The following is a 22,208-nucleotide window of genomic DNA, read 5'->3' on the forward strand; positions in this document are numbered from 1 at the left end:
ATAACTGGCAATCCAGGTGGTCCCATCACCCTGGCAAAAATCAGGTCACACTGGTCCCATCCTCATGGCAGGCGACACTTCCGCGACGAGTTCAGATGATCTGAAAACCCGTTCTGAGCTGCTGCAATACGCTATGTTTGCGTTTGCTGAAGCCTCGTGAAAGAACTGGGGGTCAAGTGGTCGCAGGTTCAAATCCTGTCAGCCCGACCAGATTTTTCGCAGGTCAGAGCTTCACCGGCGGACCACGACCGTCGATGGCGCGGCACTCCCTAGGGTAAGTAGCGCAACAGGTAGCGCTCGAAAGATTTTCGTGGACAGAAACTGGCGTGTACCCCAAGTGCGATCTTCCTGTCGAAAGCTCCCAGTTACGACGCGTTTCGTACAGCAACCGGTACAGCAACGCGGCGAGATTCGGCTGCGTTCGCGACCGTTCGCCGGTGCCTGGAAATTGGCGTGAACAGCTTGAAGAGGACGTTGGCGGACAGCAGCGGACACGCCCGTGGAGTCGTGGAATCAGACACTGCCAGCCAGACCAAATTTCGCAGGCGGAGGCGGTTTGGGAGTTTCCCGAATCGCCTTTCTTGGTTTCCGACGCCCCGGCGGTTAGCCAACCGCGATAGGTAACCTGCACGGGCGGCGGTCCTTGTTCCTCCTGTAGAAGTGTGCCTTTGATGTTAGCGTCAATTTGCTCAGGAAAGCAGTTTCGGACGCTGCCTTCAGACACTCCGGGAAATGAGGAGACTTCGTTGCGTCAAGGGTCGTTGTTCGTGCTTGGAGGAGTTTTCAGTGCAGGGGCGCTGTCCCTCAGCGTTTTAGCGCCTGTCTCGTTGCCTACGGCAGGTGCCTACACCGACGCCGAGAACCGCTATATCCAACAGGTGCAAGCCGCCGGAGTCGTCGGCGATCCGGCCAAGCTGGTCGAAACGGCGAACGCGGTCTGCCGACACACCGCCGAGGGCAGATCAGTGGATGAAATGGCGAACGCACTTGCCCAGGGTTCAACCAATGTCAACGGACCCGAAGCCATCACTATCGACCAGGCGTACGGCATGGTCAGGACTGCGCAGAACACTGTTTGTGCCCCGCAAGGCGAGACGTCCGCTGTTGATTGCACGAAGCTGAAGGCGGCTTACGATTCGCTCGGGCCGGTCATCGACACCGGGGATGCGGTCGCGAGGTTGAACAAGCTTCCGGGACTCAGTCAGGTGACCGGAACATCGCTCGCCTTATGCGCGATCGATGCCGTTCCCGCAGCAATCAACAACCCCACCCGAGAGAATCAGCAGCGGGTCGCCGACGGCACGTGCGGTTTCATCAGCAACTTCACGAGCGGCCTCATCGACCTGTGCGGTACACCCGTCGGGTCGCATTAGGTCGATTCGGCCCAAATCCTCTCCGCCCGAGAATCGTTGGCCGCTGAACTACCGCAACCCCTCCACCGGAGGCAGTTGTGCCGCCGGAGGTGTGGCGCAGGCGAGCGGTGTTTCGGCGTACCACGTCGCGTCGGTCGGCGCGGCCCTGCCTTCCTCACCCTTCGTGTGGCCGCCCTCGCTGGTGCGGCCCCAGAAGTTCCACTGGTTGTGTGGATTGTTCTCCCACCGGATCGTGAACTGGATGGTGTTGCCGACGACGCGGCCCGACACAACCTCGCCGGTAACCCGGCCGCCGTCGTCGAACCTGACCTCGGCGGGGCCCGACGCGTATTCGCCGTTGGAGTTGAACGACACCGTCCATCCGTTGCTGCCCCGGACCCGGTACTCCCCGTTGAACACGTACTTGTCACAGGGCTGGGGCGGCAGGAGCGGCTCGGCCTGGGCGACGGGCATAACGGGAAGAAAGCCGACGGCGGCGCCGGTTGCCGTTGCGACGGCCAGCGATTGGGACCGGGTCCTCGCGGCACAGTGAAACATCGGAACCTCCGTCGGTCGGTCTATTAAGTTAGCCGTGCTAGAGCGTTATTACGCTACAGCTGCGCCGACACTGCGTCGGGGATTTAACTATTTTGTCAATCCTTACCCGCGGGATAGGAAACTCTTCCTCGCCGTCGGCCCGAGTCTGGCTTCCAGGCGATTACGCGGGGCCCGCCAAACCTGGAGCATTTCCTCTCAACAGCTTCACCACATCCACTCCGAGAGGACCCGCCATGACGAAGTCGACCACCGACAAGCTGACCCGCATCAAGTACGCCGCAGTGCTCCTCGGGGCCGTCGGTGCGTTTGCCCTCGCCCCGGCCACCGCTCACGCGGTGGACAACGAGCCCGCCCCGGGTGGCGACAAGGGCTGTCATTACACCGACGCCGACGGCTACGACATCCCGATCGACGACGGTCAGGACGTCTTCGTCGACGGCAAGATCGTCAGCTGCCGCGGCGGCCAGGTCATCGTCACCAACCCGCCGAATCGCACTGGCGGGCTGCGCCCCTCGGTGCTGACCGGCGGCAAGCTGCCCGTGTTCAAGACAGCGCCCTGACAGCTCCCTGATCTCGACACCGCGATCGGCCCGTCACCCGACAAGGGTGGCGGGCCGACACCATGCTTCCTACCCTGCCGCGAAGTCGGGGCAGAGGTTCGTCGTCGCGGCGCTGACGAACAGAGTCCCCTGGCCGGGCTGCAGTTGGAAGTTGTTCTCCGCGTTGGTCATCTCATCGAGAACCGAAACGCCGCCGCGGAGCTCGTCGCACACCTGGTAGCCCGCGGCGACGGTGTCGGCCTGATTCGCGCTCGGTATCGATACGTTCAGCGTGGACAGTTCGTCGAGGAACGTGTCGCGGGGTTCGGCGGAGGCTGCGGGGGCGGCGGCCAGCGCGGCCACGGTCAGCGCAACAGCGGCGGGCCCGAGTGCCCGGTAGGTTCGTGACATCTGCCTGTCCCTTCGAGGCTGGCGGACGCGCCTGTCCGCGCGACACCAGCAACGTAAGGCCGCGACGGGCGCACAAGATATCCGGTGATTCCCTATTTATCCGGTCCTCGCGTAGTCCTACTCATCCGCGGTCGCCAACCGGCGGGCATCCTGAACGCATGCCGCTTCCCTCGTCTGTGCCCGACGCCGGCACCGTAGCCGCGAACACCAAGCCCGACCGCGACCGCGCCGTCGACGTCGCACGGCTCGCGGCGCTGGTCGTCGTGATGTTCGGGCACTGCGCCCTGCTGCTCGCCACGATCGACTCGACCGGCGTGCGCATCGGCAACCTGCTCGGCGCGGTGCCCGCCCTGGCGCCCATCACATGGGTCGTGCAGGTGATGCCGTTGTTCTTCCTAGCCGGCGGCGCTGCCGGCGCCTACGGCTGGCACGGAGCCTCATGGGGGACATGGCTGGTCGTGCGGGCGCAACGGCTGTGCCGTCCGGTGTTCTGGTATCTCGGGTTCTGGGTCGTCGCCCTCGCGGTGGCGGCCGCCATCCTCGGCGCTGACTCCGCGGCCGACATCGGCCGCGAATCCGTTGCGCTGCTGTGGTTTCTGGGTGTCTATCTGGTGGCGCTCGCGTTCGTTCCGGTGCTGACACGCATGCGGACGGGGCGCTCGCTGGCAGCGGTGGTGGCGCTGCTGTTGCTGGCGTCGGCCGGCCTCGACGGCGTTCGCCTCGCGACCGGTACGCCGATGTCGGCGGTGCTGAACTTCCTGATCGTCTGGCTGATCCCGGTCGCGATCGGTGTCGGCTATGCGCGCGGGCTGGTGCGCATGCCCTACGCCGTCGCGGCCGCCGCCGCCGCGTTCACCGCCCAGGTCCTGCTCGACGCGTTCGGCCCCTACGAGACCCCGCTCGTCGTCACAGGGACCGAACACTTCTCGAACGTCTCCCCGCCCACCCTGCTGTTGGCCCTGCACTGCACATGGGTGTCCGGTGCGTTCGTGGCCGCCGCCGGCCCGATCCGGCGCTGGGCGCAGCGGCCTCGGGTGTGGCACGTCGTCGCGGTCGGAAACGGGGGAGCGATGACGCTCTACCTGTGGCACATCCCAGCCATCGCGGTCGCCACACTGTTACTGCACGCGGTCGGTCTCGACGCGTATAACGTTGCCGCGCCGGGCTTTTGGGCGCGCCTCGGGCTGCGGGCGGCCGTCTTCGCGGTCGTCATGGCGGTGATGTTCGTCGCGCTGTCACCGCTCGAGCACCGCAGGCTGCCATGGTGGGACAACCCGGTCCACGCGACCGGCGCCAGGTCCACCCTCGCGGGGATCCTGGTCTGCCTCTCCGGGATCGCGCTGGTGCTGCTGGCGAAGAACGGCCTTGCCGGCGTCGACGGTTACACGATGCTCGGCGGCTTCACCCTCGCGGCGGTTGCCGCGCGGATGTGCGCTACAGGCGCTCGACGACAAACCTCGCCGCATCGCTCATCATCCCGTTGACCGGGTACAGCGCATGCGCCATGGTCGGGGGACCGCCGGGGGTGCCGTCGCAGATGGTGTCGCCTGGCGCGCACAACTCGATCGTCTTTCCCGCATAGGCCGGACCGATCACGATCGGCGGCGCTCCGTACTGCTGCATCCAGGCATCCGACGGCTTGCCGAAAAGCGCGACGGCCGCGACGTGGTCGGCGATTTCCACCGGCAGCGGCGAGGGGACCAGCTCGGGCGGCACGCCCGGCGGGATCTCAGCCGAGGTCACGAAACCGGCCACCGCGGCGCCCTGCGAATAGCCGCCCAGCACCACGCGGGTGTCGGGACAGTTGGCCGCGGTCGCCTCCAAATGCGCGCCGGCATCCCTGATGCCCTCGACGACGGTGAACGCGAACGCCATCAGGTCGCCGAAATCGCTGCTCGCGGGATAGTTGACGGGATAGACGTCGACGGACTTGCCCGCCGCTTGCGACCGGACCGCGTCGACGAACGTCTGGCCGACCCCTCCGACGCCGGGCGGCTCGGCGGTGCCGCGGGCGAAGATGATCTCGACGTCCGGGCACGGCTGGGCCGACGCCGATTGAACCGGCACCCCCAGCAACGCCGCGCCAACCGCCGCGATCGCGACACCCGCGATTCTGCTGATCTTCATGCCGCCCCCTCCCGTACCGACAAATTCGGCGTAGCTAGTTCAATCGGCTCCCATTATCCGGCTCGCGGCAAATGCGGCTGCCTCGCTGACCATCCCCGTTTGCACATAGGCACCGTGGGCGCGCATATCCCATCCGTTCTGGAAACAGATCGGATCGTTGGGCACGCACATCTCGATCGTCTTCGCCGTGTAGAGCGGTCCGATCGACGGCAGCGGTCCGGGAGACAGGCTGTCCGCGAACGAACTTCGCGGACCGCCGAAAACGGCTGCCGCAGCGACATTGTCGGCGACGTCGGGCGGCATCGAGGAGGTCGCCAGATCGACGACCGCCGCGCCCTGCGAGTACCCGCCGAGCACCATCTTGGTGTTCGGACAGTTGGCCGCCATTGCCTGCACGTGTGCGGCGAGGTCGGCGCTGCCTGCCGGTGCGCTCCTGGAGAAGTCGTTGCTGGCGGGGTAGTTGACGGCGTACACGCCGACCGAACGTCCACCGACCTGAGACCGCAGCGAGTCGACGAACGCTTGTCCGATGCCGCCGACGCCGGGCGGCTCGGTGGTGCCTCGAGCGAACACGACTTCGGCGTCGGGGCAGGGAGCGGCCGCGACTTCCGGCACGACAATCAACGACGAAACAACGGCGGCGGCGCTGGCCCCCAACGCGGCAACGCGGCGCCGACGCGGGCAGTGGCGATCTTGAGGCTCATGCTCTTATGTCGCCTCACGGCATCAGTTCGTGACAGGTTCGCTCTTGCTACGGTCCGCGACCGTCGCGGCGCCGGTCGCTGATGAACCGACGTACCCTGCCGGGCAAGTGCCGGTCACGTCCGCGGCCGCCGGACACCATCAGCACCCCGATCGCCACAACGGCGAGCAGAACTGTTAGACCGGCTAATGCGGTGAGCACTGTCGATACCGCCATGAGCGTGGGGTACCCGCCGACCGTGCGATCAGAGCAACATTTGTGCGCCAACTCACGGAATGTCGCGCCGCGCGTGACCCGGCCCGTCGCGTCGAAAAGGTCGCGAAGAAACCGACAACCACGAGAACTCAAGTAAGTCGAGGCGGCGCCCCGGTAATCTAACCGTCGACGTCGGGGACCGTAAGCGGAGGGGATGACAGATGAAGCTGATGGCAGCACTGGCCTTGGCCTGCGGGGTGGCCGCCTCACCGATGATGGTCGCAGGCACCGCGTCGGCGCTGCCCGCCACATGCGACGGCGTCGACTGCGTCCCGTATCTGGACCGCAACATCAACCCCGCCGACTACTGCTCGTTCTCGAGCCGTCATCCCTTCGGCCTGGACGCAGCGGGCAACACGTATGCATGCGCCGCCACCAATCAATGGGTGTCGGTTCCGCCACTGGTCGGCGTTCGGACGCTGCGGGCACCGTGCGACGACCAGGTGCCGGGATCGGCGCAGTCGCCTGGCGGGCAACCGCTGATCTGCCAGGGTCAGGCGTGGAGCACCAACTTCACGGTGCTCTACTACAGCTGAGTTACCGCTGTCGGCCGGTCACCAGTGGGCCGGATAATCCCAGATCGCCGGGTCGCTCGGATAGTCGGCGCACACGTCGGTGGTGTGCGCGGCGACGCCCTTGTTGTTGAAGAACAGCTTGGCGTGGTTCGGCCACGCGCCTGTCAGCGGATCGCCCAGGCTGGTGACCAGTTCCTCGGAGTACTGCCTGCGTCCGGCGTAGTCCATCGAGAAGAACCAGTGCATCTTGTCCTGGGTCGCCCGCTGCACGTCGGGGTTGTGGTTGTGGTAGTCGATCATGTACCGCTCGAAGTACACCGGGTCGGTGTCGCGGGCCGCGGCCATGATCTGCTCTGCCGAGCACGGCGTGCGCAAAATCCGGTTCGGAATCGGGTAGTCGTCGGTGGCGTCGGCCGCCGCCACAGCCGGAATGGACACGGCGGCAACGCTTATCGCGGCCGCCACCAGGCTCGCTTTACCCAACATCTTCGACTCCCTCGATCGCTATTGCTCTGCGGGCAACGCCGGTCCGGCCGGTGCAGCTGCCGGCGCCGCCTCCGGCGGCTGTGCGACGTTCTGCAGGAGAGGCAGCTGATCGGGGCAGTAGGTGCGCATCGCCGCCCCGAGGAACTGCCAGGCCTGCGCCGTGGTGCTCTCCCGGTCCAACTGCTTGAGGATCCACTCGCTGGACTTGTAGACGTCGGCATCGGTGTGCATGTGCAGCCGCTTGCAGGCGAGCTTGCCGATCCAGGCGTTGTAGTCCTTCTGCCCGTAGATGCCGTACGTGTGCAGTTCGTTGTAGAAGTCCGTGTCCGGGTCGGCGAGGGCCGGCGCCGCCAGTCCCAGGCCAGGCACCGTCACCGCGCAGACCGCCGCGACGGTCGAAATCAGCCGTTTCCCCCTCATGCGCACCTACCTTATCCGAATTGCTCGTCGGCCCCATGGGGCAATCGTTGCTTCTGGGCTTTTTGTTACCCATGGGACGTCGTTATCTGCTACCGAGTGGGTCCCCTTAACTTAGCCCATATAACTTGTTCTGGCACAACCCGGCCGGCGGGCAATTCGCTCGAAGGGCACCGCGAGCACGCGATTCCGCCGAATTCTGCGCTTCGTGGCCGTAATCTGCGGCTTGGGACGGGGATGGGGCGCAGGAGGGGTGCGATGGCCGTCGTCATTTCGGGGTTGGGGGCCGGACTTCGCCGGCTGATGCTCACAGCGTTCGCCGCGGCGTTGCTGCCGTGCGGCATCGGGCTTGTCGGACCGGTGCCTCACGCCGCAGCGTTCTCGTCGGTGCCGGTCGAACAACTCAGCGTGCCGTCGGCGGCCATGGGCCGCGACATCCGCGTCGAGTTCTCCGACGGCGGCGAGGGCGCACCCGCGCTGTATCTGCTCGACAGCATGGAGGCCGGCGACGACTTCAACGGCTGGGACATCAACACCGCCGCCTTCGACTGGTACAAGAACTCGGGCATCTCGGTGGTGATGCCGGTCGGTGGCAAGTCGAGTTTCTACAGCGACTGGTATGCGCCCGCCGCGGGCAACGGCGGCACCCACACCTATAAATGGGAGACGTTCCTTACCCAGGAACTGCCCGCCTACCTTGCCGCGAACAAGAACGTGCGCTCGACGGGCAACGCGATCGTGGGGTTCTCGATGGGCGGGTCGTCCGCGCTGGTGCTGGCCGCCTACCACCCGCAGCAGTTCATCTACGCCGGCTCCCTGTCCGGCTTCCTCAACCTGTCGAAGGAGCCCACGCAGGTGGGTGTCGCCATGATGTGGAACGGCGGGTTCAGCCCGGAGGCCATGTGGGGTGCGCCCGGCGACCCGGCGTGGGCGCGCAACGATCCCACGGTGCAGGCGCCCCGGCTGGCCGCCAACGGCACCCGGCTCTGGGTGTACTGCGGCAACGGCACGGCAACCGACCCGGCGTTGGCCAGCCCCGACGCACCGATCGCCGGACTCGGTTTCCTCGAGAGCTTCGCGATCGACTCGAACAAGGGATTCGCCGACGCCTACATCAAGGCGGGCGGCAACAACGCCGTCTTCAACTTCCCCGACGGCATCCACAGCTGGGGCTACGCGGGCCAACAACTGCAGCAGATGAAGCCCGACATGCAGCGCGTGCTGGGCGCCACGCCTACCGTCTGATCACGACAAGCGTTCTCGCAGTTCGCGTTTGAGCACCTTGCCGTAGCTGTTCTTCGGCAGCTCGTCGACGAACTCGTAGCGCTTGGGTCGTTTGAAGCGGGCGATGCGGTCCAGCAGGTGCGCGTCCAGTTCCTCGGGCGTGACGTCGCCGGCGATGAACGCCACCACGACCTCGCCCCACTCGTCGTCCCTGGCGCCGACGACGCCGGCCTCCACCACGGCCGGGTGTTCGAGCAGTGCCTCTTCCACCTCGCGGGGATAGATGTTGGAGCCGCCGCTGATCACCACGTCCTTCGACCGGTCGCGCAGCGTCAGGAAGCCACGCTCGTCGAACGAGCCCATGTCACCGGTGTGCAGCCAGCCGTTCTGCAGCGTGGCGGCGGTGGCCTCCGGATTCTTCCAGTACCCGGACATGACAACGTCGCCGCGGCAGACGATTTCACCGATCTCGCCGATCGCGGCCGCGCCGCCGTCGGCGCGCACCACCGCGACGTCGACCCCGGAGCGGGCATAGCCGACCGACCCGAGAACCGCGTCGTCGGCGTCGAGATGATCGGCGCGACGCAGTCCGGTGATCGTCATCGGCGCCTCGCCCTGCCCGTACAACTGAACGAAGATCGGCCCGAACGCCGCCAGAGCCTTCTTCAGGCTGTCCACATACATCGGCCCGCCGCCGTAGACCACGGTGCGCAGGTTGCGGGGGCAGGACCGGCCGGTCTGCACCAGCCGCGCGACCATCGTCGGCGCGAGGAACGCGCTGCAGCCGGGGTGGTGCTCGCACAGGTCGAGGAACTCTTCGGGGTCGAATGCGCACGACGCGGGGATCACCTGCCGCGCCCCGCGCAGCACATACGGCGGGATGTACAACCCAGACCCGTGCGACATCGGGGCGCCGTGCACCAGGCTGCAGTTTTGGTCGGGGGCATCGAAATCGGCGAGGTGCGCGACCGTCATCGCCATCAAATTGCGGTACGACAGCATGGCGCCCTTGGACCGGCCGGTGGTTCCGCTGGTGTAGAACAGCCAGGCCAACTCGGCGGGATCGGTGCAGGGCACCGCTGCGGGCTCGGCCGTGAACCGCGCGTGGTAGCCGTCGCTGTCCAGGACGACAAGCGGCACATCGGTGGCAGGGCCGAGGTCGGCGGCGATCATCGGTGAGGCGAAAACCAGTGCGGCGTCGGCATCTTCGAGGATCTGCTGCATCTCGCGGGGATGCAGCTTGTAGTTGAGCGGCAGGTAGACGCATTCGGCCGCCCACACGCCGAACATCAGCTCGACGATCTCCGGGCGGTTCTCGCTGGCCACCGCCACCCGTGCGCCAGGCCCCAGCGCACGCAACGAACCCGCCAGGCACAGCGCGCGCTCCCGCAGCTCGCCCCAGGTATGGGTCTGGCGTTCACCGTGATACACCGCGCCGCGGTCGCCGAAGCGGGCGGCCGCCTGATCGAGCAGGGCGAACAGATTCACTGCTTGTCCACCCATTCGCTGTTCAACGCGAAGTCCGACAGGTACTTCGTCGAACTCCAGCCGCCGTCGACGACGATGGTCTGGCCGTTGATGAAGGCGGCGCCGTCCGAGCACAAGAACGCGACAGTGCTGGCGATGTCGTCGACCTCGCCGAGGCGGGGATACGGCGTCATCTCGGTGTTGATCTTGCGGAACCGGGAGTCCTCCAGGCGCTGCGCGACCATCGGCGTCAACGTCACGCCCGGCGCCACGGCGTTGCACCGGATTCCCTGCGGGCCGTACTGACAGGCGATGTGCATGGTCAGCGACGTCAGCCCGCCCTTCGCCGCCGAGTAGGCGCCGCCGCGCAACCCTCCGACGACCGCGAACGTCGACGTGATGTTGATGATCGCCGAGCCGGGCTGCATGTGCGGTATCACGTCGCGGGCCAACCGGAACGGGGCGCGCAACATCAGGCCGAGGAAGTAGTCCAGCGACTCGTCGTCGGTTTCGTGCAACGGCTTGGGGCTGCCGACGCCGGCGTTGTTGATAAGAAAATCGATCTTGCCCCAGCGTGTTACGGCCAGATCGACGATGCGTGCCGGGGCGTCGTCGGCGGTCAGATCGACCGCGATCGTGGCGACCCGGTCGGCGTCGCCGATCGCGGCTTCCAGTTCGGCGAGCCGGTTCTCGTCTCGGCCCGCACCGACTACAGCCATGCCCGTCTCCGCGAGCTTGGTCGCGCAACCGAATCCGATGCCGCTGCTCGCGCCCGTAACGATCGCTACCTGCATCACCCATCCGCCTTCGTCAGTGCCGCCAAGATCTGATGTTTCACGACTTTGCCTGCATCGTTCTTCGGCAGGCTGTCGGCGATGACAACCTGTTCGGGTGCCTTGAATTTCGCCACGCCGTGCTCGGCGAGAAAAGCGCGCAGATCGTCGACGCCTGGCCCCGGCGCCGCCTTGGGAACGATGACCGCGCAGGCCCGTTCGCCGGTCCGCTCGTCGGGAAGCCCGACGATGGCGATCTCGACGATGTCCGGATGTCCGGCGAGGATGTCCTCGATCTCCTTCGGCGCGATGTTCTCGCCGCTGCGGATGATGATGTCCTTGGCCCTGCCGGTGACGACGAGATGGTCTTTGTCCACCCACTGCGCCAGATCGCCGGTGCGGAAATAGCCTTCGTCGTCGAAGCAGCCCTGTTCGTCCTCGGGGTGCCGGTAGCCGATCAGCATCTGAGGTCCGCGGGCGCAGATCTCACCGGATCCCGGTGGTGCGGCCTCGTGCGGGATCAGCTTGACGTCGGCGATGCCGGGCCGCCCGTCGGTGTCGGCCGCGCGGTCGGGATCGGTGGGGGAGCCGACGGTGGTGACGGGCACTTCCGTCGACCCGTACACCCTGGTGACCACGGCGCGCTCGAAATACGCTGCCGCCCTGCGGATCAACGACGGCGGAACGGACGCGCCACCGCAGATGAACACCTTGAGGTCGGGCAGTCGGGTATCGGCGCGTTCGGCCGCACCGAGCAGGCCCTCGAGAAACGGCGTCGCGCCCGCCATGTGGGTGCACCGCTCGGCCGACATCAGCGTCACCGCCGCGTCGGGATCCCAGCGTTCCATCAGCACGGCGGTGGTGCCCAGCAGCAGCGGGCACTCGAACGCGTAGATGGAACCGCCGATGTGGGCGATGGGCGAGGGCACCACGAACTTGTCACCGGGCTCGATGAACCAGTGGTCACGTAGCTGGCGGATCAGCGCGTGGATCGAATTATGGCTGTGTAGAACGCCTTTCGGCCGACCTGTGGTGCCCGAGGTGTAGAGGATCATCCGCACGTCGTCGGGATCGAGCGTCGGGAACTCATGATCGGCCGTCTGCGGTTCGAGCAGCACGTCATAGGCGGTGTGCGGACCCGGCTCTCCTCGCACGACGACGACCTCGGGCGGCGAGTCCAGCTGCGCGGCGACGCGCTCGAGCATGGCGCGGTAATCGTGGCCACGGAACCCGCTGGGCACGAAGATCATCCGGCTGTCGACGTCGTCGAGGATGTAGCGCAGTTCGCGGTCGCGCAGCGAGGGCAGTATCGGGTTGACCGCGACGCCTGCGAACGTCGCCGCCAGGTAGACCACCGCGGCCTCGTACCAGTTCGGCAGCATGAACGACAGCACGCCGCCGGACGGGATGCGCGCGAGGATCGCCTGGGCCATCGTCTGCGCCTGCGCACACAGCGTTTCGCAGTCCAGCCGGACCTCGCCGTCGATCAGCGCGACGCGTCGCGGCGTTTCGCGTGCGGCCTCGAGGAGCCAGCCGGCCAGCGTCGGCATGGCGCTAACCCCTGACCCGCCGCATGGTCATCGAGTGGCGAAACCGCGACCCCGGATGGGTGTTGACCGTCACCTGCGCGACCTCGCCGTCCGACGTTCGGTAGGTGCGCTGCACCTCCAGCGCAGGCGATGCCGGGTCGACCCGCAGCGCGTCGGCGAGCGCCGGCTCGACCAGCACCGCCGCGATCTCCTGGTGCACCTCGACGATCCGCACGCCGAACAGGTCCTCGAGCAACGGGAAGATCGGACCGGTATGGCGTTGCAGCAGCCTGCCGACCGCGGCGAACGCGCGGTTGATGTAGTACTCGGTGCGACACACCGGGTGATCGGCGCCCTCGGACCGCCGAAAACCGCGCACGGCCAACCACTCCTCACCCTCGCCCAGCCCGGTTTTGGCGGCGGTCTCGGCATCGAGGGTGACCATGTTCATCGACTCGATCGCCAGCCGCGCCTCGGTCGCGAACGCCACCAGATCATTGATCGACATGACGTCGTAGGCATCCGACGTCGATCGCGGCACGACGAGGGTGCCCGTGCGCGGTCGCGACGACACCAGGTTGTCCTCGCGCAGCCGGCGCAGCGCTTCGCGCACGGTGTAGCGGCTCACCGAAAAGCGTTCGCACAGCTCGTGTTCGGTGGGCAGCTGCGAGCCCACCGGGTAGACGCCGTCGATGATGTCTTTGCGCAGCGCCCGCGCCACTTGGATGTAGCGGTGCTCGGCTGAGGACGTCTCGGTCATCGGGGCCACCCCATCAAACGCTGCGCCGCAACGCCAGAACGCTGCCGTCGCCGTCGGCCGACAGGTACAGACACCCGTCGGGGCCGGCCGCGATTCCGGCGAAGGGGCCCTGCGGACCGGAGAACGGCGGCATGCCCTTGAGCGGCTTGGGCTCGACGCCGGGCGGCGGTCCGACGGGCAATCCCGCTGCGATCGTGGTGCGTGCCTTGCTGCTCAGGTCGACCGACACCACCTCCTTGGCACCGGCGTCGACGATGTAGAGGTGCCCGTCGCGGACCAGGATTCCCTGCGGTGCCTGCAGGCCGTCGACCACCACATCGGTGCCTGAGGCGCTCAACCGCACGACGCGGCCTGCGCCGGACTCCGCGACGAGCACCTGGCAGTCGTCGTCGAAGGCGACGCCGACCGGGGCGTGCAGCCCGGTGGCAACGGTCTCCACCGTGCCTGACCGCAGCGCATGCACGCGGCCGGTGCCCAGTTCGGCGAACACGATCACCCCGTCCGGGCCGATCGCCACGCCGTAGAGCTGATCGAAATCTGCTGCCAGATAGTCGGTTTCGTTCGCTGCGGGTCGGTAGCGGGCCACCTGTCCACCCGACGTCGTCACGACGAATTCGTCTGCACCCGCCACGGCGAGCCCGCGGAGGAACCCTGGGAAGCCGGGTGAGAACAGCATGCCGACGGTGCGCAGGGAGCCGTCCGGTTGCACCGTGTAGAAATAGGTGCCGTCGGCGACATACAGCTGACCGTCCGCGCCGACGGCCAGGTCGAGCGGCCAGTTCAGGCCTTTAGGCAGCACCGTCTTCGCGGTTCCGGCGCCGGCGATCTCGGTGATCTCGCCGGTGAAGTTGGAGACGAAGATGCGGCCGTTGGCGATTGCGAGGTTGTCCAGGCCGGGGTTGAGCTGGGCGAGCACCGTCTTCTCGCCGCTGCGCGGATCGATGCGCAACACCTGTCCGGTTGCCACCTGAGTCGAGACGATGAAGCCGTCGGCGTCGAACTTCACCGCGTCGGGCACCCCTAGCTCGGCGGCAACTCGTTGCGGTTCAACGGGTTCCGTCGCGTTTGGGTCGATCCGCCATATCTCGTTGGCGGTCATCAGCGGGTAGTAGAGCATTCCGTCGGGCCCCACCTCCATGGCATTGGGGGAGGGCAGGTCGGACGCCAAGATCCGCTGTGCGCCGGTGTCGCGGTCAAGTTCCATCAGCCGGCCCCCGTCGCGGCACTCGTTGATGAAGAGCCGTCCGCCGTGCACGGTGATGCCGTTCGCGCACGGCAGGTCGTCGCGCAGCACGCGGGCACGGCCGTCGGCGCCGAGCGCGCTGACCCGGCCGTCCATCACCTCCGTCGCGTAGATGGTGCCGTCGGGGGCGAATGCGACGTCGTCGGGAGCCACGATGTCGCCACCCTTGGGGCTGATCGTCTCGAGTGCGCCCGAGCCGAGGTCGAGCGCGCTGATCTGGCTGCCCGTCACCTGGGCGATGTAGATCCTGCCGTCGGGGCCGGCGCGCAGCCCGTTCGCGCCGAACAACCGGCTGGGTGCGGTGAGCCGTTCCAGCCGCCAGCCCTCGGCGGTGTCGGGGTCGGTTGCGGGGTGGCGGGCGTCGGTGCGCGACGTGCTCATGGCCTCGGAACTTATCAAGTCCGAATAGTCCAGACAATAGCTGTGATATGGCCCTTAGCGACCCTTGACGATCGCATAATTCCTGCGGAATAGTGTTCTGCAATATGCAGAGCACCATTCGTTGTCCGGACAAATACTAGATGCGTGATCTCCTGAAACTCGACGGCCGCGTCGTGGTGGTCTCCGGCGCAGGAGGTGGCGGCATCGGCACGACGGTGACCCGGATGGTCGCCGAGGCGGGCGCGACCGTCGTCGCCGTGAGCCGCCGCAAGGAGAACCTCGACGAACACGTGGCGCCGCTCGGCGCACGCGGCCTGTCGGTGATTCCGGTGGCCGCCGACGCATCCACCGAAGAGGGCATCGCCACCGTGATGGATCGGGTGCGCGACACCGACGGCGAGCTCTACGGTCTGGTCAACGTGGCGGGCGGCGCCGAACCAGCCACCTGGATGCCGTCGACGCGGGTGACCCGCAACGACTGGCGCGCACTGTTCACCGCGAACCTGGAAACCGCGTTCTTCATGAGCCAGGCCGTGGCGGGCGAGATCAGACGTCACGGCAATCCCGGTTCGATCGTGTCGATCTCGTCGATCAGCGGCATGAACACCGCCCCGTTCCATATCGCGTACGGCACCGCCAAGGCCGCGGTCGTGGCGATGACCCGGACGATGGCGGTCGAGTTGGCGCACGACAACATTCGGGTCAACGCGGTCGCCCCCGGCGTCACCGCCACTGCGGCGTCGCTCACCTACACCGCGGCGGACCCCGAACGCGACCGCAAGGCCATCGCGATGGGACGACGCGGGACCCCGGAGGAGCAGGCGGGCGCCATCCTGTTTCTGCTGTCCGATCTGTCGAGCTACATCACCGGCCAGACACTGTTGGTCGACGGCGGCCTGAACCTCAAGTGGACGCATCTCGGCGCAGACAACACCTCGCTGTTCCTCGCCGACGAATCCTTCCGCGCGGCAATCAAGGAGATGTGATGACCGATACCGACACTCCGATAAATTCCACTGCGGCAGAAGAGCTCTCCGAACCGATGACGATCGGCGTCGAGGCTTACATCTCGGAGGACTACGCGCGCGCCGAACGGGACAAGCTGTGGCGCAAGGTGTGGCAGCAGGTCGGCCGCGTCGAAGAGCTGCCCGACGTCGGCAGCTACCTGACCTACGACATCCTCGACGACTCGATCATCGTGGTCCGCACCGGAACCGGCTTCGGCGGCGACAATTTCGCCGCGCATCACAACGTGTGCATGCACCGCGGCAGGCGACTCGTCGACACCCCGGACGGCGCCAAGAACGCGTGCGGTCGGGCCCGCAAGTCCTTCGTCTGCGGATTCCACGGCTGGACCTACGCCCTCGACGGCACGTGCACCCACATCCGCGAGCAGGACGACTGGAAGGGCGCGCTGACGCCGCAGAACACCCACCTCGCGCCGGTGCAGGTCGACACGTGGGGCGGCTGGCTGTTCATCAACATGGACACCGACTGTGAACCGTTGGCGGACTATCTGTTTCCGGCCAACAAGATCCTCGAGCCGTTCGGGCTGGAGAACATGCGCTACAAGTGGCGCAAATGGCTGTACTTCGACTGCAACTGGAAAGTTGCGATGGAGGCCTTCAACGAGACCTACCACGTCTTCACCACCCACCCCGAGTTCAACCGATTCGGTGAGTTCAAGGGCTGGGCCAAGGCGCAGGGCAAGCACAGCAACATCGGCTACGACGCGCCGGATGACTTGGAGGAGACCAAGTCCAAGATCCGGCTCGGCACCGGCGACCCGCGCATCTCCACCGCAGAGATGCAGGTGTACACGATGGAGGAGACCAACGCGACCACCACCGAGACGTTGGTCAACGCCGCGAAGCGGTTGGTCGACGAACTGCCGGAGGGGACACCGGCCGACAAGGTGCTCGAACACTGGCTGGCCTCCGCGCGCCGCGACGACGAGGCACGCGGCGTGATCTGGCCGACGATCCCGCCCGACATCCTCGGCCAGAGCGGAACGGCGTGGCAGATCTTCCCGAACTTCCAGATCGGCCAGGGACTGACCAGCGCTCTGTGCTACAGCGCCCGACCGCACCCCAGCTACGACCCGAACAAGTGCATCTTCGAGGTGTCGGTCTTCGAGCTGTTCCCGAAAGGTCAAGAGCCGCAGACCGAATGGCAGTACACACCGGTCGGAGACCCGCGGTGGCTTTCGGTGCTGCCGCAGGACTTCTCCAATATGGCCGCCGTCCAGCAGGGAATGAAGTCGCTCGGCTTCCCGGGAACCATGCCCAACCCCTACCGCGAGCGCAGCACCGTCAACCTGCACCACCAGCTGTCGAAGTACATGGGCACCGGAGAACCAAAGGAGATTCGATGACGCTCTTCGACACCTGTGGACCCACCGAAACCCCGACCGACATCGACATCGAGGCCCTGCGCGAGAAGTACCGCCAGGAACGCGAGAAGCGGCTCCGGCCAGAAGGCGCTACGCAATACCTAGAATTGACCGGGGAATTCGCCGAGTTCGCCGAAGTCGACCCCTACACGCCGGTGACCCCGCGCACGCCCATCAAAGAGGACATCGACGTCGCCGTCCTCGGCGGGGGTATCTCCGGGCTGCTGGCCGGTGCCTACCTGAAGAAGGCGGGCGTCGACGATGTGCACATCATCGAGATGGGCGGCGACTTCGGCGGCGTGTGGTACTGGAACCGGTTCCCTGGAATCCAGTGCGACAACGACGCCTACTGCTACATCCCCATGCTCGAAGAACTCGACTTCATGCCGAGCAAGAAGTACGCCGACGGCGCCGAGATCTTCGAACACTGCCGCAACATCGGAAAGCACTTCGGGCTCTACGACGGCGCGATCTTCTCCACGCAGGTGCGCACGGTCCGCTGGGACGACACGATCAACCGCTGGCATCTGGAGACCAACCGCGGCGACGACATCCGCGCGCGCTTCGTCGTCATGACGCAAGGCTCCTACAACCGGCCGAAGCTCCCCGGTATCCCCGGCATCAAGGAATTCAAGGGCCACGTCTTCCACTCCGCGCGCTGGGATTACGAGTACACCGGCGGCGACTCCAACGGCAACCTGCACAAGCTGGCCGACAAACGAGTCGCGCTGGTCGGCACCGGCGCCACCGGCGTGCAACTCGTTCCGCACCTGGGTCGAGACTCCAAGCATCTCTATGTGTTTCAACGGACCCCGTCGTCGGTCGACATGCGCGGCAATGCGCCGACCGACCCGCAGTGGGTGGCGTCGCTGAAGCCGGGCTGGCAGGAGGAACGCAAGCGCAACTTCCACCGCTGGTCCCCGTTCGAAGGTGTGGTGTTCGACGCCGCCGACCAGGTGTGTGACTTCTGGACCGAGTTGGGCCGCAACACGACCGCGCGGATCGCGGCCAGCCCCGACCCGGCGTCGCTGACCCTCGAAGAGGTGATGGCGATCCGCGAGGAAGAGGATTTCAAGGTCATGGAGCGGCTGCGTCGCCGCGTGGAAGCCCTCGTCGAGGACCCGGAAACCGCCGAGGCGCTCAAGCCTTACTACCGGTTCATGTGCAAGCGGCCGTGCAGCAGCGACGAATACCTGCCGACCTTCAACCGGCCCAACGTCACACTCGTCGACGTGTCCGAATGCAAGGGCGTGCAGCGGCTCACCGAGAACGGCATCGTCGCCAACGACGTCGAATACGAGGTCGACTGCGTGATCTTCGCCAGCGGCTTCGAGATCTCCACCGAGATCAGCCGACGCTACGCCATCGACACCATCGAAGGCCGCGACGGTTTGTCGCTGTTCGACCACTGGCGCAACGGCTACAAAACCCTGCACGGCATGACGACCCGCGGGTTCCCGAACCAGTTCCACACGGGATTCATTCAGGGCGGCGTGTCTGCCAACACCACGGCGATGTTCGAGCAGCAGGCCGAGCACATCGCCTACATCGTCGCCGAGGCCATCAAGCGCAACGCCACCGTCGTCGAGCCCAGCCAGCAGGCCCAGGACGCCTGGGTGAACACCATCCGCGAGCAGGCGATCGACACCTCGGCGTTCGACCTGTCGTGCACGCCGGGCTACTACAACAACGAGGGCAACGGCTTCGGCGAAGGCGTCCGCTCGTTCCTCGGCGACTACTTCATGGGTGGCTTCTACGTGTTCGACGATCTGCTCAAAGAGTGGCGCAGCAAGGGCGATCTCGACGGTCTGATGCTGGAAACTGAATGACCGGACTGCGTTTCGATGACCGCGTCGCCGTCGTCACCGGCGGCGGTCGCGGGCTGGGGCGCGCCTACGCCCTGCTGCTGGCCGGTCGCGGGGCCAAGGTCGTCGTCAACGACCCCGGCTCCAGCCTGGCCGGGGACGGGGCCGACGCCCGCCCGGCCGACCAGGTGGTCGCCGAGATCACCGCTGCGGGCGGGGAGGCGGTGGCGTGCACGGAGTCGGTTGCCACACCCGAGGGCGGAGCGGCCATCGTCGCTGCGGCGCTTGACCGCTACGGGCGCATCGACGTTCTGGTGCACAACGCCGGAATCGTGCGCCGCGCCCCGCTGCGGGAGATGAGCGTCGACGACTTCGACGCCGTCCTCGACGTCCACCTGCGCGGCGCGTTTCACGTTGTGCGGCAGGCCTTCCCGACCATGTGCGACGCCGGCTACGGCCGCATCGTGCTGACCTCGTCGATCGGCGGCTTATACGGCAACCACGGCGTGGCCAACTACGCCGCCGCCAAGGCGGGCATCATCGGCCTGTCCAACGTCGCCGCGCTGGAGGGCGCCGCCAACGGCGTGACGTGCAACGTGATCGTGCCCGGTGCGGTGACGCGGATGGCGGATGGACTCGACACCTCGGCGTACCCGCCGATGGACCCGGAGCTGGTGGCACCCGCGGTGACGTGGCTGGCCCACGAATCCTGTTCGCTCACCGGCGAAATCCTGATCGCCATCGCCGGCCGGATCGCCAGGGCGGTGATCGCCGAATCGCCGGGCGTGCACAGGCCGTCCTGGACGGTGGAAGACGTCGGCGAACACCTCGACGCCATCCGCGACACCGCCGATCCGCTGATCTTTCCCGTCGTGCCGGACGCGCACGCCCAGCACATCGGCTACAGCTTCGCAATGGCCGAACAGACCGCGAAGGGAGTGCGGCATGCCTAGGTCGGGCCCGTTGACCGGGGTCCGGGTCGTCGACCTCACCGCGATGGTGATGGGCCCGTACTGCACCCAGATCATGGCCGACATGGGTGCCGACGTGATCAAGGTGGAGCCACCCGCGGGTGACAACACCCGCTACATCTCCGTCGGGCCCGCGCCCGGCATGAGCGGCGTCTACATCAACGTCAACCGAGGCAAGCGGGCGATCGTGCTGGACCTGCGCACGGATGCGGGAAAGACCGTGCTGCGCAGGCTGATCGAGACCGCCGACGTGTTCATCCACTCGATGCGGGCGAAGGCGGTCACCAAGCTGGGTTTCGGCTACGACGACGTTGCGGCGATCAACCCGTCCATCGTCTACACGAACTGTTACGGCTACGGCAGGCGCGGCCCCGGTCGGGACCGGCCCGCCTACGACGACACCATCCAGGCCGAATGCGGACTGCCCGCCGTGCAGGAACAGCTCACCGGAGAAGCGAACTACGTCGGCACGATCATGGCCGACAAGGTCGCGGGCCTGACCGCTCTTTATGCCACGATGATGGCGTTGTTCCACCGGGAGCGCACCGGTGAGGGCCAAGAGGTCGAGGTCAGCATGTTCGAGACGATGGCGTCGTTCATGCTCGTCGAACACGCCAACGGCGCGATGTTCGACCCGCCGCTGGGGCCCGCGGTGTATCCGCGTACCGTTGCGCCGAACCGAAAGCCGTACCGCACCAAGGACGGCCACATCGCCGCGCTCATCTACAACGACAAGCATTGGAACGCGTTCATCGCCGCTGTGCAACCCGCGTGGGCGGATGAGCGCTTCGCCACTTTAGAGCTGCGGGCCAGACAGATCGACACCGTGTACAGCCTGGTGGCCCAGACCATGAGCGAACGCACCACCGACGAGTGGATCACACTGTTCGCCGAGTTGGAGATCCCCGCGGCGCCGCTGAACACGCCCGACGCGTTGTTCGACCATCCCCACCTCAACGCGGTCGGCTTGTTCGAGACCGTGGACACACCGCACGGGCCGGTGCGGATGCCGGGTGTGCCGACATGGTTCTCACGCACGCCGGGCCGGATCGCGGGACCGACGCGTGAACTCGGCGCCGACACCGATGAAGTGCTACGCGAACTGGGACTCGACAGGGACGCCTGTGGACTTTGACATGGGACCGAAGGCCACCGAGCTGCGCAGCCAGCTGCGTGACCTGGTGAAAACGCATGTACCAGAAGGCTTTTTGGGGGCGTTCACCGACGATCCGGCCGACCTCGAAACCGCCCAGCGGTTCTGCCGCGCGCTGGCCGAGCGCAACCTGCTGTGCCTGGCCTGGCCCGAGGAGTTCGGCGGCGGCGGAGCATCGATCTGGGAACAGACCGTCGTGCGCGAGGAGATGTGGGCGCATCACGAGCCCCGCGGGGCCCAGTACATGGGTGTCAACTGGGTGGGGCCCATCATCATGCGGCACGGCACGGAAACCCAGCAGCGCAAGCACCTTCCACCGATCGCGCGGGGCGAGGTCATCTGGTGTCAGGGGTTCTCCGAGCCGGAGGCCGGCTCGGATCTCGCGTCGCTGCGCACCACCGCGCGGCCCGACGGGGACGGCTGGCTGGTCAGCGGCCAGAAGATCTGGACGTCGTACGCCACCATGGCGCAGTGGTGCTTTCTCCTCGCCCGCACGCACAAGGTTGGGGCAGGCGCAACGCGAAAACAAGAAGGCCTGACGATCTTCCTGGTGCCGATGGACGATCCGGCGATCCAGGTCCGCCCGCTGCGCACCATGCTGGGTCCGCATCACCTCAACGAGGTGTTCTTCGACGATCTGCGGGTCACCCGCGACGACGTGCTCGGCGAGGTCGACAAGGGCTGGTCGATCGTGCAGGACGTGATGTCGTTCGAACGGGTCGGCATCGCCCGGTATGCCCGCTGCGAACGGCTGCTGGCCGCCGCGGCGTCGGTGCTCGGCGACCGGTGGGAGGATCTACCCGCCGAACTGCGGGTCCGGTGGATGCGGATGCTCACGCATTGTCGCCGTGCCCGCCTGCTGGCGTATCGCGTTGTGTCGCTGCAGGACAGCGGTCGGATCCAGCCCGGCGACGCGGCCGCGTACCGGATCGCGGTGACGAAGTTGGATCAGGACAGCGCCGAGGTGCTGGTCGACATCGCCGCCGAGGTGTCGCCGGACGACCCCGGCGGTCGGTGGTTCATCGACGAGGTCGAGGACCACTGGCGGTATTCGCAGGCGTCGACGGTGTCGTCGGGCAGCATCGAAATACAGCGGATCTTGCTGTCACGAGCCATGTTGGCGCGCACATGAGGCGCGGGAAGGGAT

Annotated in this window: 23 protein-coding genes; 11 read left to right on the plus strand and 12 right to left on the minus strand. The window is 66.6% G+C overall.

The window, feature by feature from the left end:
- The first annotated feature begins 746 nt into the window (after positions 1 to 746).
- A complete protein-coding gene (locus tag CQY20_RS13925) occupies positions 747 to 1,373 on the plus strand; it encodes a DUF732 domain-containing protein (RefSeq protein ID WP_163700250.1) in 627 nt (208 codons plus the stop codon).
- A 48-nt stretch (positions 1,374 to 1,421) separates the two neighbouring features.
- On the opposite strand, the gene CQY20_RS13930 is transcribed toward CQY20_RS13925, so the two are convergent.
- Positions 1,422 to 1,826: a hypothetical protein gene (locus tag CQY20_RS13930; RefSeq protein ID WP_097940681.1), complete on the minus strand. Its 405-nt coding sequence runs from the start codon at positions 1,824 to 1,826 to the stop codon at positions 1,422 to 1,424.
- A 317-nt stretch (positions 1,827 to 2,143) separates the two neighbouring features.
- Between CQY20_RS13930 and CQY20_RS13935 the strand changes: the two genes are divergently transcribed.
- Complete coding sequence (locus CQY20_RS13935) at positions 2,144 to 2,470, plus strand: hypothetical protein (RefSeq protein WP_097940682.1); 327 nt, start codon at positions 2,144 to 2,146, stop codon at positions 2,468 to 2,470.
- Positions 2,471 to 2,539: 69 nt separating this feature from the next.
- Here CQY20_RS13935 and CQY20_RS13940 read toward each other — a convergent pair whose 3' ends face one another.
- Positions 2,540 to 2,860: a DUF732 domain-containing protein gene (locus tag CQY20_RS13940; protein WP_097940683.1), complete on the minus strand. Its 321-nt coding sequence runs from the start codon at positions 2,858 to 2,860 to the stop codon at positions 2,540 to 2,542.
- Between the two features lie 158 nt (positions 2,861 to 3,018).
- On the opposite strand from CQY20_RS13940, the gene CQY20_RS13945 reads away from it, so the two are divergent.
- Positions 3,019 to 4,344 (plus strand): acyltransferase family protein, encoded by a 1,326-nt coding sequence (locus CQY20_RS13945; RefSeq protein WP_097940684.1) that lies wholly within the window; start codon positions 3,019 to 3,021, stop codon positions 4,342 to 4,344.
- Here the strand turns inward: CQY20_RS13945 and CQY20_RS13950 are convergent.
- From CQY20_RS13950 to CQY20_RS34850, 3 genes are all read right to left on the minus strand, one after another.
- Positions 4,295 to 4,987 carry a cutinase family protein gene (locus tag CQY20_RS13950; protein ID WP_097940685.1) on the minus strand — a complete coding sequence of 231 codons (693 nt, stop codon included), beginning with the start codon at positions 4,985 to 4,987 and terminating at the stop codon, positions 4,295 to 4,297. The genes CQY20_RS13945 and CQY20_RS13950 overlap by 50 nt on opposite strands.
- Before the next feature lie 39 nt (positions 4,988 to 5,026).
- Entirely contained in the window at positions 5,027 to 5,611 is a 585-nt protein-coding gene (locus CQY20_RS13955) for a cutinase family protein (RefSeq protein WP_371871074.1), read from the minus strand.
- Between the two features lie 127 nt (positions 5,612 to 5,738).
- Complete coding sequence (locus CQY20_RS34850) at positions 5,739 to 5,906, minus strand: hypothetical protein (RefSeq protein WP_163700247.1); 168 nt, start codon at positions 5,904 to 5,906, stop codon at positions 5,739 to 5,741.
- A gap of 200 nt (positions 5,907 to 6,106) precedes the next feature.
- Between CQY20_RS34850 and CQY20_RS13960 the strand changes: the two genes are divergently transcribed.
- Positions 6,107 to 6,481: a hypothetical protein gene (locus tag CQY20_RS13960; RefSeq protein ID WP_097940687.1), complete on the plus strand. Its 375-nt coding sequence runs from the start codon at positions 6,107 to 6,109 to the stop codon at positions 6,479 to 6,481.
- Between the two features lie 18 nt (positions 6,482 to 6,499).
- Here the strand turns inward: CQY20_RS13960 and CQY20_RS13965 are convergent, their stop codons facing one another.
- Both CQY20_RS13965 and CQY20_RS13970 read right to left on the minus strand, forming a co-directional pair.
- On the minus strand, positions 6,500 to 6,946 hold the full coding sequence (locus CQY20_RS13965; protein WP_097940688.1) for a DUF5078 domain-containing protein: 447 nt from the start codon (positions 6,944 to 6,946) through the stop codon (positions 6,500 to 6,502).
- Positions 6,947 to 6,964: 18 nt separating this feature from the next.
- A complete protein-coding gene (locus CQY20_RS13970) occupies positions 6,965 to 7,366 on the minus strand; it encodes a DUF732 domain-containing protein (RefSeq protein WP_097940689.1) in 402 nt (133 codons plus the stop codon).
- A gap of 255 nt (positions 7,367 to 7,621) precedes the next feature.
- Between CQY20_RS13970 and CQY20_RS13975 the strand changes: the two genes are divergently transcribed.
- The gene (locus CQY20_RS13975; RefSeq protein WP_097940690.1) at positions 7,622 to 8,608 is read left to right on the plus strand and encodes an esterase family protein; all 987 of its coding nucleotides are present in this window, start codon (positions 7,622 to 7,624) and stop codon (positions 8,606 to 8,608) included.
- Here the strand turns inward: CQY20_RS13975 and CQY20_RS13980 are convergent, their stop codons facing one another.
- From CQY20_RS13980 to CQY20_RS14000, 5 genes are read right to left on the minus strand one after another with little or no spacing between them, the layout of a single operon-like run.
- On the minus strand, positions 8,609 to 10,075 hold the full coding sequence (locus CQY20_RS13980) for an acyl-CoA synthetase (RefSeq protein WP_097940691.1): 1,467 nt from the start codon (positions 10,073 to 10,075) through the stop codon (positions 8,609 to 8,611).
- Complete coding sequence (locus CQY20_RS13985) at positions 10,072 to 10,848, minus strand: SDR family NAD(P)-dependent oxidoreductase (protein WP_097940692.1); 777 nt, start codon at positions 10,846 to 10,848, stop codon at positions 10,072 to 10,074. The genes CQY20_RS13980 and CQY20_RS13985 overlap by 4 nt, the downstream gene beginning before the upstream one ends.
- Positions 10,848 to 12,377: an AMP-binding protein gene (locus tag CQY20_RS13990; RefSeq protein ID WP_097940693.1), complete on the minus strand. Its 1,530-nt coding sequence runs from the start codon at positions 12,375 to 12,377 to the stop codon at positions 10,848 to 10,850. Before CQY20_RS13990 ends, CQY20_RS13985 begins: the two co-directional genes overlap by 1 nt.
- Before the next feature lie 4 nt (positions 12,378 to 12,381).
- Positions 12,382 to 13,116, minus strand: a complete 735-nt coding sequence (locus CQY20_RS13995; RefSeq protein WP_097940694.1) for a GntR family transcriptional regulator — start codon at positions 13,114 to 13,116, stop codon at positions 12,382 to 12,384.
- A 13-nt stretch (positions 13,117 to 13,129) separates the two neighbouring features.
- On the minus strand, positions 13,130 to 14,740 hold the full coding sequence (locus tag CQY20_RS14000; RefSeq protein WP_097940695.1) for an SMP-30/gluconolactonase/LRE family protein: 1,611 nt from the start codon (positions 14,738 to 14,740) through the stop codon (positions 13,130 to 13,132).
- Positions 14,741 to 14,880: 140 nt separating this feature from the next.
- Between CQY20_RS14000 and CQY20_RS14005 the strand changes: the two genes are divergently transcribed.
- Genes CQY20_RS14005 through CQY20_RS14030 form a run of 6 tightly spaced genes read left to right on the plus strand, consistent with a single transcriptional unit; the run spans position 14,881 to position 22,193 of the window.
- The gene (locus CQY20_RS14005; RefSeq protein ID WP_097940696.1) at positions 14,881 to 15,726 is read left to right on the plus strand and encodes an SDR family NAD(P)-dependent oxidoreductase; all 846 of its coding nucleotides are present in this window, start codon (positions 14,881 to 14,883) and stop codon (positions 15,724 to 15,726) included.
- Positions 15,726 to 17,114: an aromatic ring-hydroxylating oxygenase subunit alpha gene (locus CQY20_RS14010; RefSeq protein WP_097940697.1), complete on the plus strand. Its 1,389-nt coding sequence runs from the start codon at positions 15,726 to 15,728 to the stop codon at positions 17,112 to 17,114. The genes CQY20_RS14005 and CQY20_RS14010 overlap by 1 nt, the downstream gene beginning before the upstream one ends.
- Positions 17,111 to 18,961, plus strand: coding sequence for a flavin-containing monooxygenase (locus tag CQY20_RS14015; protein WP_097940698.1), 1,851 nt, complete (start codon positions 17,111 to 17,113; stop codon positions 18,959 to 18,961). Before CQY20_RS14010 ends, CQY20_RS14015 begins: the two co-directional genes overlap by 4 nt.
- Positions 18,958 to 19,890, plus strand: a complete 933-nt coding sequence (locus CQY20_RS14020; protein WP_097940699.1) for an SDR family NAD(P)-dependent oxidoreductase — start codon at positions 18,958 to 18,960, stop codon at positions 19,888 to 19,890. The genes CQY20_RS14015 and CQY20_RS14020 overlap by 4 nt, the downstream gene beginning before the upstream one ends.
- On the plus strand, positions 19,883 to 21,043 hold the full coding sequence (locus CQY20_RS14025; protein ID WP_097940700.1) for a CaiB/BaiF CoA transferase family protein: 1,161 nt from the start codon (positions 19,883 to 19,885) through the stop codon (positions 21,041 to 21,043). Before CQY20_RS14020 ends, CQY20_RS14025 begins: the two co-directional genes overlap by 8 nt.
- 1 nt (position 21,044) lies before the next feature.
- Positions 21,045 to 22,193 (plus strand): acyl-CoA dehydrogenase family protein, encoded by a 1,149-nt coding sequence (locus CQY20_RS14030; RefSeq protein ID WP_174814628.1) that lies wholly within the window; start codon positions 21,045 to 21,047, stop codon positions 22,191 to 22,193.
- Positions 22,194 to 22,208 lie beyond the last annotated feature (15 nt).

This window comes from Mycolicibacterium agri (assembly GCF_002553505.1).
Taxonomy (GTDB): domain Bacteria; phylum Actinomycetota; class Actinomycetes; order Mycobacteriales; family Mycobacteriaceae; genus Mycobacterium; species Mycobacterium agri.

What these genes read in the sequence shown, in the direction of transcription:
- CQY20_RS13930 (WP_097940681.1), bottom strand. Translation starts at nt 1,826, where the DNA reads ATGCCCGTCGCCCAGGCCGAGCCGCTCCTGCCGCCCCAGCCCTGTGAC.
- CQY20_RS13970 (WP_097940689.1), bottom strand. Translation starts at nt 7,366, where the DNA reads ATGAGGGGGAAACGGCTGATTTCGACCGTCGCGGCGGTCTGCGCGGTG.
- CQY20_RS13945 (WP_097940684.1), top strand. Translation starts at nt 3,019, where the DNA reads ATGCCGCTTCCCTCGTCTGTGCCCGACGCCGGCACCGTAGCCGCGAAC.
- CQY20_RS13935 (WP_097940682.1), top strand. Translation starts at nt 2,144, where the DNA reads ATGACGAAGTCGACCACCGACAAGCTGACCCGCATCAAGTACGCCGCA.
- CQY20_RS14010 (WP_097940697.1), top strand. Translation starts at nt 15,726, where the DNA reads ATGACCGATACCGACACTCCGATAAATTCCACTGCGGCAGAAGAGCTC.
- CQY20_RS13995 (WP_097940694.1), bottom strand. Translation starts at nt 13,116, where the DNA reads ATGACCGAGACGTCCTCAGCCGAGCACCGCTACATCCAAGTGGCGCGG.
- CQY20_RS34850 (WP_163700247.1), bottom strand. Translation starts at nt 5,906, where the DNA reads ATGGCGGTATCGACAGTGCTCACCGCATTAGCCGGTCTAACAGTTCTG.
- CQY20_RS14005 (WP_097940696.1), top strand. Translation starts at nt 14,881, where the DNA reads ATGCGTGATCTCCTGAAACTCGACGGCCGCGTCGTGGTGGTCTCCGGC.
- CQY20_RS14030 (WP_174814628.1), top strand. Translation starts at nt 21,045, where the DNA reads ATGGGACCGAAGGCCACCGAGCTGCGCAGCCAGCTGCGTGACCTGGTG.
- CQY20_RS14000 (WP_097940695.1), bottom strand. Translation starts at nt 14,740, where the DNA reads ATGAGCACGTCGCGCACCGACGCCCGCCACCCCGCAACCGACCCCGAC.
- CQY20_RS14025 (WP_097940700.1), top strand. Translation starts at nt 19,883, where the DNA reads ATGCCTAGGTCGGGCCCGTTGACCGGGGTCCGGGTCGTCGACCTCACC.
- CQY20_RS14015 (WP_097940698.1), top strand. Translation starts at nt 17,111, where the DNA reads ATGACGCTCTTCGACACCTGTGGACCCACCGAAACCCCGACCGACATC.
- CQY20_RS14020 (WP_097940699.1), top strand. Translation starts at nt 18,958, where the DNA reads ATGACCGGACTGCGTTTCGATGACCGCGTCGCCGTCGTCACCGGCGGC.
- CQY20_RS13960 (WP_097940687.1), top strand. Translation starts at nt 6,107, where the DNA reads ATGAAGCTGATGGCAGCACTGGCCTTGGCCTGCGGGGTGGCCGCCTCA.
- CQY20_RS13965 (WP_097940688.1), bottom strand. Translation starts at nt 6,946, where the DNA reads ATGTTGGGTAAAGCGAGCCTGGTGGCGGCCGCGATAAGCGTTGCCGCC.
- CQY20_RS13975 (WP_097940690.1), top strand. Translation starts at nt 7,622, where the DNA reads ATGGCCGTCGTCATTTCGGGGTTGGGGGCCGGACTTCGCCGGCTGATG.
- CQY20_RS13940 (WP_097940683.1), bottom strand. Translation starts at nt 2,860, where the DNA reads ATGTCACGAACCTACCGGGCACTCGGGCCCGCCGCTGTTGCGCTGACC.
- CQY20_RS13990 (WP_097940693.1), bottom strand. Translation starts at nt 12,377, where the DNA reads ATGCCGACGCTGGCCGGCTGGCTCCTCGAGGCCGCACGCGAAACGCCG.
- CQY20_RS13950 (WP_097940685.1), bottom strand. Translation starts at nt 4,987, where the DNA reads ATGAAGATCAGCAGAATCGCGGGTGTCGCGATCGCGGCGGTTGGCGCG.
- CQY20_RS13985 (WP_097940692.1), bottom strand. Translation starts at nt 10,848, where the DNA reads ATGCAGGTAGCGATCGTTACGGGCGCGAGCAGCGGCATCGGATTCGGT.